The sequence below is a fragment of the Mycobacterium sp. GA-1285 genome (genome assembly GCF_001499905.1).
Classification (GTDB): Bacteria; Actinomycetota; Actinomycetes; order Mycobacteriales; family Mycobacteriaceae; genus Mycobacterium.
The window spans coordinates 24,120-38,678 of the sequence record NZ_LQIS01000053.1; the positions used below are offsets into that span (position 1 = coordinate 24,120).

Here is a 14,559-nt window from a genome sequence, read left to right on the forward strand (position 1 = left end):
GGACCTCAACAAATAGGACCTCAACAAATAGGACTGGGCATGCCGGCGCCACCGGCACCGGTTCTGGCGCCCCGCCGCAAAACCCGCCAGTTGATGGTCGGCGATGTCGGCATCGGCAGCGATCATCCGATCGCAGTGCAGTCCATGTGCACCACCAAGACCCATGACGTCAACGCCACGTTGCAGCAGATCGCCGAGTTGACGGCGTCCGGCTGCGACATCGTGCGGGTGGCATGCCCGCGCCAGGAGGACGCCGACGCGCTGGCCGAGATCGCCAGGCACAGCCAGATTCCCGTGATCGCCGACATCCACTTCCAACCGAAGTACATCTTCGCCGCCATCGACGCCGGCTGCGCGGCCGTGCGCGTCAACCCGGGCAACATCAAGGAGTTCGACGGCCGCGTCGGCGAGGTCGCCAAGGCCGCGGGCGCTGCGGGTATCCCGATCCGCATCGGCGTCAACGCCGGATCACTGGACAAACGCTTCATGGAGAAGTACGGCAAGGCCACGCCCGAGGCGCTGGTCGAGTCCGCGCTGTGGGAGGCGTCGCTGTTCGAGGAGCACGGCTTCGGCGACATCAAAATCAGCGTCAAGCACAACGACCCCGTGGTGATGGTGGCCGCTTACGAACAGCTGGCCGCGCAATGCGACTACCCACTGCATCTCGGCGTCACCGAGGCCGGCCCGGCGTTCCAGGGCACCATCAAGTCGGCGGTCGCGTTCGGCGCGCTGCTGTCCAAGGGCATCGGCGACACCATCCGCGTCTCGCTGTCCGCGCCCCCGGCCGAAGAGGTCAAGGTCGGCAACCAGATTCTCGAATCGCTGAACCTGCGTCCGCGGTCGCTGGAGATCGTGTCGTGCCCGTCGTGTGGGCGCGCCCAGGTCGACGTCTACTCGTTGGCCAACGAGGTCACCGCCGGACTGGAGGGGATGGACGTCCCGCTGCGCGTCGCCGTGATGGGTTGTGTGGTCAACGGTCCGGGCGAGGCGCGCGAAGCCGACCTCGGGGTGGCGTCCGGAAACGGCAAGGGCCAGATCTTCGTCAAGGGTGAGGTCATCAAGACCGTCCCCGAGGCCCAGATCGTCGAGACCCTGATCGAAGAGGCCATGCGATTGGCTTCAGAAATCAACGCAGAGCGCGGGACAGATGCGAGCGGTTCGCCGGTCGTGACCGTAAGCTGAATGTGATCCCAAACACCGGGTCGAGCCGCCCCGGTGTCGTTAGAAAGAGATCCCATGTCGGCACCGCCGCTGTTTCGTCACGTCGACGAACGACGGGTTTCGGTGGTGCGCGACGTCGGCGCCGTGATGCGGGTGCTCGACGAGGATCCGGTCGGGTCGTGCATGGTGGCCTGCCGGGTGGCCGAGTACGGTGTGGAGCCTTCGGCTATCGGCGGGGAACTGTGGACGCGGCGCCTGCCCACCGACTCGCTGTGCTACGCCGGCGCGAACCTGATTCCGTTGCGCGGCGACATGATTGACCTGCATGCGTTCGCCGAGAAGGCGATGAGCACCGCGCGCCGCTGCTCGTCCCTGGTCGGCCGGGCCGAGTTGGTGCTGCCGATGTGGCGTCGCCTCGAAAACGCCTGGGGCGCCGCCCGCGACGTGCGCGAGCATCAGCCGCTACTGGCGCTGAGCACGTCGCCGTCCTGTGCACCCGATCCCGCCGTGCGCCAGGTGCGTGCTGACGAGCTCGACGCCTACCTCGTCGCGTCGATCGACATGTTCATCGGTGAGGTCGGTATCGACCCGCGACTCGGCGACGGAGGCAGGGGATACCGCAGACGGGTCGCCGGGTTGATCGCCGCGGGTCGGGCGTGGGCCCGCTTCGAGCGCGGTGAGGTGGTGTTCAAGGCCGAGGTCGGCTCGCAGTCGCCCGCGGTCGGGCAGATCCAGGGGGTGTGGGTGCACCCCGACTGGCGCGGCCACGGTTTGGGCACCGCGGGCACCGCCACGCTGGCGGAGGCGGTGGTGCGGTCGGGGCGCACGGCGAGCCTGTACGTCAACGACTTCAACACCGTCGCGCGGGCCACCTATGACCGCGTCGGCTTCCAACAGGTGGGAACGTTCGCGACGGTTCTGCTCGACTGACGGTTGCGGCCGCCCGACTGATTTACGCTCACGGCATGGCTGACGACGACCGCACAATCGCGCGCAGGGAGATCGCCGACACGATGGTGCGCGCCCTGGAACGGCGGCACGAACTGCTCGACGTCATCGTCGATTCCGAGGACTACGACGCCGCGATCGAGTCGATCGCGACGATGCTCGGCGCGTCGCCCACGGCCGCCGAGGCGGTGCTGCGACTGTCCTTCGATCGGCTGACCAAGGTGTCGCGACGTCGGATCGCCGCCGAACTCGAGGACCTCAACGCCCAGCTCAGCTTCACCATGAGAGAACCAGCACGCAGCGCGGACAGTTTGACGCTGCGCCCGTTCCTCGCTGATGCCGATCGTGACATCTTCGCCGCGCGCACCCAGGACGTGCGCGAGTCGGGCGACGGGTCGCGCGCCCCGGCGGGCGATCTGGACGAGGAGATCCGCGCGGGCCTGCGACGCGTCGACGCCGAGGAGGCGGCGTGGCTGGTCGCGGTGCACGGTACCGAGCGGATCGGGATGGTGTTCGGCGACCTGGTCGCCGGCGAGGTCAACGTGCGGATCTGGATCCACCCCGACCACCGCAAGCAGGGCTACGGCACCGCGGCGCTGCGCAAGTCGCGCTCGGAGATGGCCGCCTACTTTCCCGGCGTGCCGTTGGTGGTGCGGGCGCCGGCCGCGGGCTGACGTTCGGCGCTCGACGCTGCATGCCGCGGGCCGCCGCTGCGACTGGGCCCGCCGCTGCGACTGGGGCCTTAAGGGGTATATCCCACGCACCACGTGAGTGCGATCAACCAGTTAAGCCGTCCAATCGCGCAAACCGACCACAAATTCGGTGCGCCTACCCGGATTGCGGGTCTCGACTTCGTAACATCTGCCCCAATGGCATCTTCAGTAACACGCATCGCGAGTCTGGCCGCGGTCGCAATCGTCGTCGTCGGCATCAACGGCGCCTGTACGCCCAAACCCGCCGGACCCGAGACCGCCGCCGAGAAGTTCTTCGCGGCGCTCGCGACCGGTGACACCGCGGGCGCGGCCGAACTCAGCGACCGGCCCGCCGATGCACGCGAAGACCTGAACGAGGCATGGGCCGGGCTCCAGGCCACCCATCTGGACACCCAGATTCTGGGCTCCAAGTACGCGATGGACACCGGCAGCGTCACCTACCGCTATACGTGGCATCTGCCCAAGGACCGGACCTGGACCTACGACGGACAGCTGAACATGGTCCGCGACGAGGGCCGATGGATCGTGCGCTGGAGCGCCACCGGGTTGCACCCGCGCCTCGGCGAGAACCAGACCTTCGCGCTGCGCGCCGACGCGCCCCCGCGGGCATCGGTGATCGAGCGGGGCGGAACCGAGGTGCTGGTACCGGGATACCTGTACAGCTACTCGCTGGACGCGCAGGCGGCCGGCGAGTCGCTGATGCAGACCGCGCGCGCCGTCGTCGACGCATTGCGGCCCTTCGACAACACGCTCGACCCGCAGCGGCTCGCAGAGCAGACCAGCTCGTCCAAGCAGCCACTGCACCTGATCACGCTGCGCAAGTCCGACCACGACCGGGTGGCCGCCGCGATCGGTGCGCAACCCGGGGTGGTCATCACGCCGCTCGCCGAAATGCTGCCCGCCGACGAAAATTTCGCGCCGGCGATCATCGGCGAGGTGAAGAGGGCGGTCGCAGGCGAAATCGTCGGGCAGGCGGGTTGGCGGGTGGTCACCGTCAACCAGAACGGCGTAGACGTCGACGTGCTCAACGAGGTGCCGGGCACGCCCGCACCCTCGATCCGGATCAGCCTCGACCGCGCGGTCCAGGACGCCGCGCAGAACGCGGTCAACTTCACCGGCAAGAAGGCGATGATCGTCGTGATCAAACCGTCGACCGGGGAGATCCTGGCCGTCGCCCAGAACACGGCCGCCGACACCGAGGGCCTCATCGCCACCACCGGCCTGTACCCACCCGGTTCGACGTTCAAGATGGTGACCGCCGGGGCGGCCATCGAACGCGACATGGCCACTCCCAACACGATGCTCCCCTGCCCGGGCACCATGGACATCGGCCACCGGACGGTTCCCAACTACGGCGGCTTCGACCTCGGCACCGTGCCGATGTCGCGGGCGTTCGCCAGTTCCTGCAACACCACCTTCGCCGAGCTGGCCAGCCGGATGCCGCCGCGCGGGTTGACGATGGCCGCGGCCAAATACGGCCTCGGCGCCGACTACGACATCCCGGGCTTGCGGACCGTGACCGGTTCCGTGCCGCCCACCGTCGACCTGGCCGAGCGCACCGAGGACGGCTTCGGTCAGGGCAAGGTACTGGCCAGCCCGTTCGGTATGGCGTTGGCGGCGGCAACCGTTGCGGCAGGGAAAACCCCTGTGCCCCAACTGATTCAAGGTAAGGAAACCGAGATCGCCGAGAGCCCGGCGCCGATGGACCCGAGGATCGTCGAGGGGCTGCGGCCGATGATGCGGCTGGTGGTGACCAACGGCACCGCCGAAGACCTGCAGGGCGCGGGCGACGTGCGGGGCAAGACCGGTGAGGCGGAGTTCGCGGGCGGTTCGCACTCCTGGTTCGCCGGGTACCGCGGCGACATGGCGTTCGCGGCGATGATCGTCGGGGGCGGCTCCTCGGAGTATGCGGTGCGGATGCTCAAGGGCATGCTCGACGGGCTGCCGCCGGACTACCTGGCCTGATCCTCCGTCGTCGCCGTACCGTAGAGCGTGCGATGACCGAGACCAACCACGACGCCATGCGCGTCTCCGACGCCGACCGCAACGGCACGCTGCGGCGACTGCACAACGCCGTCGCACTTGGCCTGATCGACATCGACGAGTTCGAGGAGCGCTCGGCGGCGGTGGCGCGGGCGCGGCTGCATTCGGACCTGGACGCGCTCGTGGGCGACCTGCCCGGCCCGGGCGCGATCGTCACCTCGGCCGCCGACCGCGTCGAGCTGCGCGGCGTGCTCGGTTCTCTCAAGCGGCAGGGCGAATGGACGGTACCGAGCCGCCTGGCCCTGCACCGGCGGATGGGTTCCGTGGACTTGGACCTGACGCGGGCGCGCTTCGCCGGACCGATGGTCGTCATCGAGCTCGACCTGAAGTTCGGCGGGCTCGACCTGCGGCTGCCTGACGGGGCCAGTGCCTCGATCGACGACGTCGAGGTCAACGTGGGCAGCGCCCGCGATCACCGCAGGGACGCACCGGCCGACGGCAACCCGCATGTGATCCTGACCGGCAAGGTGGTCTGCGGTTCGGTGGACATCCGCGGGCCGCGCCGGTCGTGGCGGCTCAGCCCGTTCGACCGCCGCTGACCTCGTCTACCCTGTTGACATGCCCGTTCGTACCGCTCTCCGCCCCGGCGTGGTGTCGCCGACACTGCCGGTGCCCGCGTCGATCCCGCGGCCGGAGTATGCGTGGAAGCAGACCGTCGACGAGGGCAGCGAGCCGTGGGTGCAGACACCCGAGGTGATCGACAAGATGCGCGTGGCAGGCCGGATCGCGGCGGGCGCTTTGGCCGAGGCCGGCAAGGCCGTCGCACCGGGCGTCACGACCGACGAGTTGGACCGCATCGCGCACGTGTACATGATCGATCACGGCGCCTATCCATCCACCCTCGGCTACAAGGGTTTCCCGAAGTCCTGCTGCACATCGCTCAACGAGATCATCTGCCACGGCATCCCGGACTCGACGGTCGTCGAAGACGGCGACATCGTCAACATCGACGTGACCGCCTACATCGACGGTGTGCACGGCGACACCAACGCGACATTCCTCGCCGGTGACGTCTCCGAGGAACACCGCCTACTCGTCGAGCGGACGCGGGAGGCGACCATGCGCGCGATCAAGGCCGTCAAGCCCGGACGGCAGCTGTCCGTCGTCGGCAGAGTCATCGAGTCGTACGCGAACCGGTTCGGCTACAACGTGGTTCGCGACTTCACCGGCCACGGCATCGGCACCACCTTCCACAACGGCCTCGTCGTGTTGCACTACGACCAACCGGCGGTGGAGACCGTACTGCAGCCGGGCATGACGTTCACCATCGAGCCGATGATCAACCTCGGCGGCCTGGACTACGAGATCTGGGACGACGGTTGGACCGTCGCCACCACCGACAAGAAGTGGACCGCGCAATTCGAGCACACGCTGGTGGTCACCGACGACGGCGCCGAGATCCTGACCCTCGCGGACTGAGAGCGCTCGATTGTGAAACCGACGACGCCCGGACGCGGATTTCCGTCGCCGGATGCACAATCGGCGCGGGTGCGGGCGGTGCGCGGATGACCGGCGCACTCCTGGTGGCCGGCACCACCTCGGACGCTGGCAAATCGATGGTGGTGGCCGGCCTGTGCCGGCTGTTGGCGCGCAAGGGTATTCGCGTCGCACCGTTCAAGGCCCAGAACATGTCGAACAACTCCGCTGTCACCGTCGATGGCGGCGAAATCGGCCGCGCGCAGGCGATGCAGGCCCGCGCCGCCGGTCTGGCGCCCCACACGCGGTTCAACCCGATCCTGCTCAAACCCGGCAGCGACCGCACCTCGCAGCTGGTGGTGCGCGGCCGGGTGGTCGACACCGTCAGTGCGCGCGACTACATCGACCACCGTGATCGACTGAGCGCTGTGGTCGCCGACGAACTGGAACAACTGTGCGCGGAGTTCGACGCGGTCATCTGCGAGGGCGCCGGCTCACCCGCCGAAACCAATTTGAGAGCAACCGATCTGGCGAACATGGGGTTGGCGCGCGCGGCGGGCCTTCCGGTGATCGTCGTCGGCGACATCGATCGCGGCGGCGTGCTCGCGCATCTGTACGGCACCGTCGCAGTGCTCGACCCCGAGGACCAACGGTTGATCGCCGGGTTCGTCGTCAACAAGTTCCGCGGTGACCCGTCGCTGCTCGCGCCCGGCCTGGCGCACCTGGAGGAGCTGTCGGGACGGCCGACCTACGGCGTCATCCCGTATGCCGAGGGACTGTGGCTGGACACCGAGGACTCCGTCTCGGTGGTGGCCCGTCGCGTGGTGGGCGAACCGCAACCCCCGCGGGGGGAGCAGTGGTTGCGGGTGGCCGCGATCCGGTTGCCCCGCATCTCCAATTCGACCGACGTCGAGGCCCTCGCGTGCGAACCGGGCGTGCTCGTGCGCTGGGCCAGCGAACCCGCCGATCTGGTCGACGTCGACGTGGTCGTGATCCCGGGCAGCAAGGCCACCGTCGCGGACCTCGACTGGTTGCGCCGCAGCGGGCTTGCCGACGCGCTGTGCACCCACGCCGCCCGCGGCCTGCCCGTGCTCGGCGTGTGCGGCGGCTTCCAGATGCTGTGCTCGCGCATCGACGACCCGATGGAGTCCCGCACGGGCGTCGTGCCGGGCCTCGACCTGCTCGACGCAGACGTCGTCTTCGCACCTGAGAAAACCCTGCGTCGTCACGAAGAACCATTGTGCGGCTATGAGATTCATCACGGTCAGATCATCCGTTCGAGCGAGGAGCAGTGGCTCGGCGTGGGCCTGCGGCGCGCGGCGGTGTACGGCACCCACTGGCACGGTGTGCTCGACAACGACGACGTCCGGCGCTCGTGGCTGGCCGAGGTCGCACAGGCCGCCGGCCGCAGCGGGTTCGTCGTCGCCGACGATGTCGACGTCGGTGCCCGGCGCGACGCGCAACTCGATCTGATGGCCGACCTGCTGACCAGCCACCTCGATGTGGACGCGGTGCTGACACTCCTCGACGACGGCGCCCCGACCCGGCCCGTCGTCGTGACGGGGTTACGGCGATGATCGGGCGACTCGCCGTGGCGGCCGTTCTCACCGCGGCGACGTTGACCGGATGCGCGCAGTCGACCGAGGGCTCCCCGACCTGGCCCGGCGCCCGCCTGGACAAAGCGCTGCTCACCGCGGCCGACTTTCCGGAGGGGGTGCAGTTCGACCGCGTCGTGCGGGAGCCGGGCCGCGCCGGCGACGGGGCGGGCGCTCCGCCGGCGATGCTGTCGCGCCCGCCGGGCTGCTCGGAGGGACTCACCAGGGTGATCGCCCAGTCGGCAGAGCGCGGGCCGGGCAGCGCTGCCGAATACGTCGTGGGGTACGACGGCGCCCGCATCGTGATGACTGTGCTGACATGGCGCCTGGACCTCGACGAGCTGGCCGCCACAGCCGCGCGGTGCTCGCGCTTCGAGACGTTCTTCGACGAGTCCTCGCCGGGCATCCCGATGACGACGAACAGGATGGATACATCCCGCGCCGATGCACTTGTCTACGAACAGACCATGCAACTCGGCGGAGTGGACAGCCGCGTCTACTTCACCTTCGAGAACATCGGAACCATGGCGGTGTACGGCGTCGCGTTCCCGACTCCGAACCCGACGATTCCGGTCAAAGCCGCGCTGCCGCAGACCTTTCTGGACATCGCGGCCGAACAGGCCGAGCGCGTCGCGGCGCTCTGAATCGCACGTTCACTCCCGGCGAAACGACCGCGTGGCTGCGTCGACCGCTGTAGCGTGGCCCAATGCCCTCCACCACGGTCACCGTCGAGGGGCTCAGCGTGCCCGTCGACGTCTCCGGTCCCGACAAGGGGTCGGTGGTAGTGGTGCTCGGGGCGGGTCATCAACCGGCCGCGGCCTATGACGCCGTGTGTCAACGGCTGCACACCGCGTCGTTGCGGACCGTCGTCGTCCCTCCCGACCCTCGGCTGACTGCCAAGTCGGTCGTCAGCATCCTCGACGCTCTCGACGTGAAATGGGCACTGTTGGTAGGGGACCGCATCGGCGGCGAGTTGGCCTGGGAACTGGCCGCCACCCGGCTCGACCGGTTCATCGGCTTGGTGGTGATCGACCGCGGGCATCCGCGCGTCGCCGACGCCGCAGGCGTGATCCGCGACGAGCACTGCCCGCCGGTCGAGATGAACACCACCGCGTTGGTCAGCACACCCGCGGCCCGCGCGGTCGCCAAAGCCAGTCAGCGTTACGTGTACGGCGACTATCGGATGGTCGATCTGCTCGGCAGGCGAAACGCCGCGGAGTCCACCGCGCAGCTGGCTGCCGAGATCGTGATGCGCACCAGCACCTGGTAGCTCAGCCGGGGGCCTCTTCGGGCGTCCAGGCCTGCGGCAGCGCCGGGCTTCCCGGGAACAGGAAATCGACGAATGCCTTTGCGGTGGGCTGTGGTTCGTGATTGGCCAACCCGGGCCGCTCGTTGGCCTCGATGAACACGTAGTCCGATTTGGTGACGTCGGGCACCAGCAGGTCGATTCCGGTCACCGGGATGCCGATCGCGTGGGCCGCCTTGACCCCGACCTCACACAGATGGGGGTTCACCTTCGCCGTCACGTCGTGAATCGTGCCGCCCTGGTGCAGATTCGCGGTCCGGCGCACCCGCAGCCGCTGCCCTTCGGGCAGCACGTCGTCGAAGGACCAGCCCGCTTCGGTGACCGTCGCCTCGGTGACCGCGTCGATCGGTATGCGCGACTCGCCGCCCGTGGCCGCCGCTCGCCTGCGGCTCTGCGCCTCGATCAGCTCCCGCACGGTGTGATGGCCGGTCCCGACGACTTCGGCCGGCCTGCGCAACGCCGCGGCCACCACCTTGCCGTCGATCACCACCAGCCGGAGGTCGTCGCCGGGCGCGCACTGCTCGATCAGCACGTGCGGATGCTCCTCGCGGGCGCGGGTCAGCGCGGCCTCCAGCTCATCGGCGGATTTGATGCCGACCGTGATGCCCTTACCCTGTTCGCCGCGGGTTGGTTTGACCACGGCCTCACCGACTTCGTCGAGGAATGCGTGGTCCTTCTCGTCGAAAGTCGCCAGCCTGCCGCGCGGCACCGCGATGCCGGCCTCGGCCACCAGGCGACGGGTGAGCCGCTTGTCGTCGCAGCGCGCCATCGCCACCGCGGAGGTGTACTCCGACAACGATTCCCGGGTGATGACGCTGCGCCCCCCGTGGGAGAGCCGCATCTCACCGGCCTCGGCGTCGAGCACTTCGACCCAGATGCCCCGGCGCATGGCCTCGTCGGCGATGATCCGCGCGTACGGGTTGAGGTCTTCGACGGTTTCGGGCGGGTGCGTGAACAGCGGTTCGTTGATCGCGTTCTTGCGCTTGACGGCCATGACGGGCACGCGCTCGAAACCGAGCTTTTCGTAGAGCGAGATGGCCGCGGCGTTGTCGTGGCTCACCGACAGGTCCATGTAGGCCCGGCCGCGCTCGCGGTAGATCGCGGCCAGCGCCCGGGTGAGCGCGGCGCCGACACCGGGAAGACTCGTCGTCGGGTCGACCGCCAGCGTCCACAGGCTCGAACCGTTCTCCGGATCGGAGAACAGCCGCTTGTGGTCGACGCCGGTCACGGTGCCCAGCACCGACCCGTCGTCGTCACGCACAGCCACCAGGTAATCGAGCGCGTCCTGGGTCTTGTGGTTCTCCCACAACACTTCGACGGGCGCCGGCACCATGCCGCAGCGCACGTAGACGCGGTTCATCTCGTCGGCGTCGTCGGCGTTCTGCAACCCGCGGACCGAGAACCCGGTCGGCGGTTTGTCGGGATCGTGGTCCTCGGCGAACCGGAGCCGATAGGTGTGGCTCGGATCGATGAAGAGTTCGGCGGGTGCCATCGACACCAGCACGTGGGGTTCGCGGGCGTAGATGCAGATGTCACGCCGGCCGTGTCCCTCGTGCCTGAGCACTTCGGCGAGCTTTTCGGGTTCGGCGAATGTCTGGCCGAAAATCAGTCGGCCCCAACCCATCTCGATGACGACATCGTCGGCCATCGCGTCGACCAGATGCTGAGGTGACGCGTGGTGGAGACCGAGGGTGATCGCTTCGGTCTGCTCTGCGTCAGGGCCGAGCGCCGTCATGCCGCGGGCCCCGTGATGCCGTGTCGCTGCAACCACAACTCGAGCAGTGCCAGTTGCCACAGCTCGTTGCCGCGCAGCGGCGTGAGGCGGCCGTTCGGGTCGGCTAGCAACCGGTCGATCGCCGCGGGACGGAACAGGTCGCGTTCCTTGGCGGCGGGCGCGTACAGCGCGTCGCGCACCATGTCCAGGTACGGCCCCTCCAGATGGGTGAGCGCAGGCACCGGGAAGTAGCCCTTCGGTCGGTCGATGACTTCGGACGGAATCACCTGGCGCGCGGCCTGTTTCAGCACGCCCTTGCCTTGGTGGGCGATCTTCAGTTCGGGTGGGCAGCTGGCCGCAAGCTCGACGAGTTCGTGGTCGAGGAACGGCACGCGACCCTCCAGACCCCACGCCATCGTCATGTTGTCGACGCGCTTGACCGGATCGTCGACGAGCATCACGGTGGTGTCGAGTCGCAAACCGCGGTCGATACCGGTCTCGGCGCCTGCCCGTGCGAAGTGCTCGGTGACGAAATCCAGACTCGGGTCGCCGTCGACGGCGAACGCCGGTGACACCAGTGCGTCGTAGCCCGCGCGGTCGCGGTCGAAGAACGCCTTGCGGTACCTGGCCACCGCTCCGTCGACCGAGGCCGCGTCCGGTCCGCCCAGCGGCGGATACCAGTGGTAGCCGGCGAACACCTCGTCGGCGCCCTGGCCGGACTGCACGACCTTGACGTGCTTGGCCACCTCCTGGCTGAGCAGATAGAACGCGACGCAGTCGTGGCTGACCATCGGTTCGCTCATGGCGTCGATCGCGCCGTCGAGCGCGGGCAGCATGCGGTCGGTGCCGATGCGGATCTGGTGATGGTCGGTGCCGAAGCGATCGGCGATGATGTCGGAGTACTTGAATTCGTCGCCGGCTACACCGCCGACCGACTCGAAGCCGATCGAGAACGTCGCCAGGCCGTGCTGACCCGCCTCGGCGAGCAGGCCGACGATCAGGCTGGAGTCGACGCCGCCGGAGAGCAGACAACCCACCGGAACGTCGGCGACGAGGCGTCGTTCGACGGCCACCCGCAACGCGTCGAGAACCGCGTCCTCCCAGTCCCGTTCGGACCAGTCGGCCCGGTCGGCCCGGCGGGTGAAGTCGGGCTCCCAGTAGGTCGTGGTCGTGCGGCGGCCGTCCGGCTCGATCGCCACCAGCGACGCCGGCGGCACCTTGGACACCCCACGCAGGATCGTGCGCGGTGCGGGCACCACCGAATGGAACGTCATGTAGTGATGTAGCGCGATCGGATCGATGCGGGTGTCCAACGATCCGTCCCTGGCGCCGGCCAGCAGCGCCGGCAGCGACGACGCGAACCGGATGCGGGCGGAATTCTCGCTCAAATAGAGCGGTTTGATGCCGAGCCGGTCCCGGCCGAGCAGGACCCGGCCGCTGTCGCGCTCGACGATCGCGAACGCGAACATGCCGAAGAGACGGTCGACGAAACGGTCGCCCCAGTGGTGGTACGCCTTGAGCAGCACCTCGGTGTCGCTGTGCGAGAAGAACCTATAGCCCTGCTCGCTCAGCTCGCGGCGTAACTGCTTGTAGTTGTAGATGCAGCCGTTCCACGCGATCGCCAACCCCAGTTCGGAGTCGAGCATGGGCTGGCCGCCCGCTTCGGACAAGTCGATGATCTTCAGGCGACGGTGACCGAGCGCGACCCTGCCCTGAGACCACGCGCCCGCCGAGTCCGGACCCCTGGGTGACATCGCCTCGGCCATCGCCGAGACAGCTGCAATATCAGGTACCCGGCCGTCGAGACGCACCTCGCCGGTGGCTCCACACACGCCCTCGACTTTACCCCGGTTGACGTCCGCGAAACCTGTTACTGGTGTGACCTGGGTCTAATCGGCGCTGGTCGCGCCGCAAAAGCGGCGTGGCCGGTCCCCGTGTGGGCTACCTGTAGCCCGCCGATCTGCTCACTCGGTGTGGCCCTTGAGGATCTCGTCCTCGATGGTGCCGCCGAGTCCCTCGGCCCCCGGGTCGTAGCCGTGCAGGCCCCCGGTTACGGCGTACTCCTCTTCCGGCGACAGCACCAGGCGGTGCCTGCCGTAGAAGCCGAACACCAGCAGCCCCAAGACGTAGAAGACGACGATCGCGATGACCGCGGGCCGGTAGTCGGGGTTGACGAGCACGCCGACGAACGTCACCGCCGCGATGACCAGAGCGACGACCGCACCCCAGTTGCCGGTCGGGCTCACCCACGGTCGCCGCGCGTTGGGGAACTTGCGGCGCAGCAGGATGAACGAGATCATCTGCAACCCGTACGCCAGCACCGCACCCCACACCGCGATGTTGAGGACCACCGCTCCGGCGCCCTGGTTGTAGTTGACGATGAGCAGCGCCACGAATCCGATGACCGCGCCCGCCAGCAGCGCGACGTACGGCGTCTGCCGAGAACCGGTCAGCGACAACGTCTTCGGGTAGTAGCCGGCCCGGCTCAGCGAGTACATGTTGCGGCCGTAGGCGTACATGATGCCCTGCAGGCTGGCCAACAGGCCGATCAACGCGAACGCCGACAACACCGCGGCGAGGTTGCCAGGCAGAAAGGCCCGGAAGCCGTCGAGCAGCGGTTCGTCCGAAGTGCCCAGTGCCTCGGACCCGGTCACCGCCGGGTTGAGGAAAAACACGATCGCACCGCAACCGATCAGCGAAAGCAGTCCCCAGATACCGGCGCGGGGAATGTCGCGGGCCGGGTCGTGCGCTTCCTCGGCCGCCAGTGGAAGTTCCTCGATGCCCAGGAAGAACCACATCGCGAAAGGCATCGCGTACAGGATCGCGACCCAGCCGAACGGCAGGAACGTCGAGGAACCCGCGGCGGCCGGATCCGGCGCGATGTCGAAGAGCTTGCTGAAGTCGACGGCGCCGTTCGCGACGGCCAGGATGCCGAACAACACCAGGATCCCGATCGAGATGATCGCGACGACGAGGGCGAACTTGAACGAGATCTCCGCGCCCCACGAGTTCAGCCCGACGAAAATCGCGTACAGGATGATCCACCACACCCACATCGGCAGGGAGAGGTTGAACAGGTCGGTCGTGACGGCGTTGGCGTAGGAGGCCGAGAAGTAGACGATCACCGCGGTGGTGAACACGTACTCGATGGTCTCGGCGAACCCGGTGACGAAGCCGCCCCACGGTCCCATCGCGGCGCGGGCGAACGAGTAGGCACCGCCGGTATGGGGCATGGCCGCCGACATCTCCCCGATCGAGAAGAGCATGCCGAAGTACATGATCACGATGACGGCGGAGGCGATGGCCAAGCCGCCCCATCCGGCGGCGCCGATGCCGAAGTTCCAGCCGGAGAAGTCGCCGGAGATGACCGCTGCGACGCCGATTCCCCACAGGCCCCAGAAGCCGGCGGTGCGTTTGAGTTGCCGCTTCTCGAAGTAGCCGTCGCCCGCTTGGCTGTAGGTGACTCCACCCGAGCTCTTCATCTGGTCCTGTGCCATTTCTCGGGCCACCGATTCGGCTCCTTCTTGCGGTTACGAGGCATAGGGAGAATAAACTTGCAAAGGTCTGGTGTCCTACCTTTGGAAGTGACATTTCTGTAAAAGACTTGGGCGAACGCCGGAGCGAGCCACATCCAATGGTTGACTACCCGCAATCTCGCGCTGT

Annotated in this window: 12 protein-coding genes; 9 read left to right on the forward strand and 3 right to left on the reverse strand. The window is 68.0% G+C overall.

Features of this window, described 5'->3' with window-relative positions:
- The first annotated feature begins 39 nt into the window (after positions 1-39).
- From ispG to AU193_RS19920, 9 genes are all read left to right on the forward strand, one after another.
- Entirely contained in the window at positions 40-1,182 is a 1,143-nt protein-coding gene (gene ispG, locus AU193_RS19880; protein WP_064424103.1) for a flavodoxin-dependent (E)-4-hydroxy-3-methylbut-2-enyl-diphosphate synthase, read from the forward strand.
- 54 nt (positions 1,183-1,236) lie between these two features.
- Entirely contained in the window at positions 1,237-2,091 is an 855-nt protein-coding gene (locus AU193_RS19885) for a GNAT family N-acetyltransferase (protein ID WP_064424104.1), read from the forward strand.
- A gap of 35 nt (positions 2,092-2,126) precedes the next feature.
- Positions 2,127-2,783, forward strand: a complete 657-nt coding sequence (locus AU193_RS19890; protein WP_064424105.1) for a GNAT family N-acetyltransferase — start codon at positions 2,127-2,129, stop codon at positions 2,781-2,783.
- 195 nt (positions 2,784-2,978) lie between these two features.
- Positions 2,979-4,787, forward strand: a complete 1,809-nt coding sequence (locus AU193_RS19895; protein ID WP_064424106.1) for a penicillin-binding transpeptidase domain-containing protein — start codon at positions 2,979-2,981, stop codon at positions 4,785-4,787.
- A gap of 32 nt (positions 4,788-4,819) precedes the next feature.
- Positions 4,820-5,404: a DUF1707 domain-containing protein gene (locus tag AU193_RS19900; RefSeq protein ID WP_064424107.1), complete on the forward strand. Its 585-nt coding sequence runs from the start codon at positions 4,820-4,822 to the stop codon at positions 5,402-5,404.
- A 19-nt stretch (positions 5,405-5,423) separates the two neighbouring features.
- Entirely contained in the window at positions 5,424-6,284 is an 861-nt protein-coding gene (map, locus tag AU193_RS19905; RefSeq protein WP_064424108.1) for a type I methionyl aminopeptidase, read from the forward strand.
- Positions 6,285-6,370: 86 nt separating this feature from the next.
- Positions 6,371-7,858 (forward strand): cobyric acid synthase, encoded by a 1,488-nt coding sequence (locus AU193_RS19910; RefSeq protein WP_064424109.1) that lies wholly within the window; start codon positions 6,371-6,373, stop codon positions 7,856-7,858.
- Positions 7,855-8,520: a hypothetical protein gene (locus AU193_RS19915; protein WP_064424110.1), complete on the forward strand. Its 666-nt coding sequence runs from the start codon at positions 7,855-7,857 to the stop codon at positions 8,518-8,520. The genes AU193_RS19910 and AU193_RS19915 overlap by 4 nt, the downstream gene beginning before the upstream one ends.
- 62 nt (positions 8,521-8,582) lie before the next feature.
- Positions 8,583-9,146: an alpha/beta fold hydrolase gene (locus tag AU193_RS19920; RefSeq protein ID WP_064424111.1), complete on the forward strand. Its 564-nt coding sequence runs from the start codon at positions 8,583-8,585 to the stop codon at positions 9,144-9,146.
- 1 nt (position 9,147) lies between these two features.
- Here AU193_RS19920 and ngg read toward each other — a convergent pair whose 3' ends face one another.
- The 3 genes from ngg to AU193_RS19935 all read right to left on the reverse strand — a co-directional run bounded on the left by ngg (position 9,148) and on the right by AU193_RS19935 (position 14,393).
- Positions 9,148-10,917, reverse strand: a complete 1,770-nt coding sequence (ngg, locus tag AU193_RS19925; RefSeq protein WP_064424112.1) for an N-acetylglutaminylglutamine synthetase — start codon at positions 10,915-10,917, stop codon at positions 9,148-9,150.
- A complete protein-coding gene (locus AU193_RS19930; RefSeq protein WP_064424113.1) occupies positions 10,914-12,728 on the reverse strand; it encodes an N-acetylglutaminylglutamine amidotransferase in 1,815 nt (604 codons plus the stop codon). Before AU193_RS19930 ends, ngg begins: the two co-directional genes overlap by 4 nt.
- Before the next feature lie 132 nt (positions 12,729-12,860).
- The gene (locus AU193_RS19935) at positions 12,861-14,393 is read right to left on the reverse strand and encodes an amino acid permease (protein ID WP_064424114.1); all 1,533 of its coding nucleotides are present in this window, start codon (positions 14,391-14,393) and stop codon (positions 12,861-12,863) included.
- Positions 14,394-14,559 lie beyond the last annotated feature (166 nt).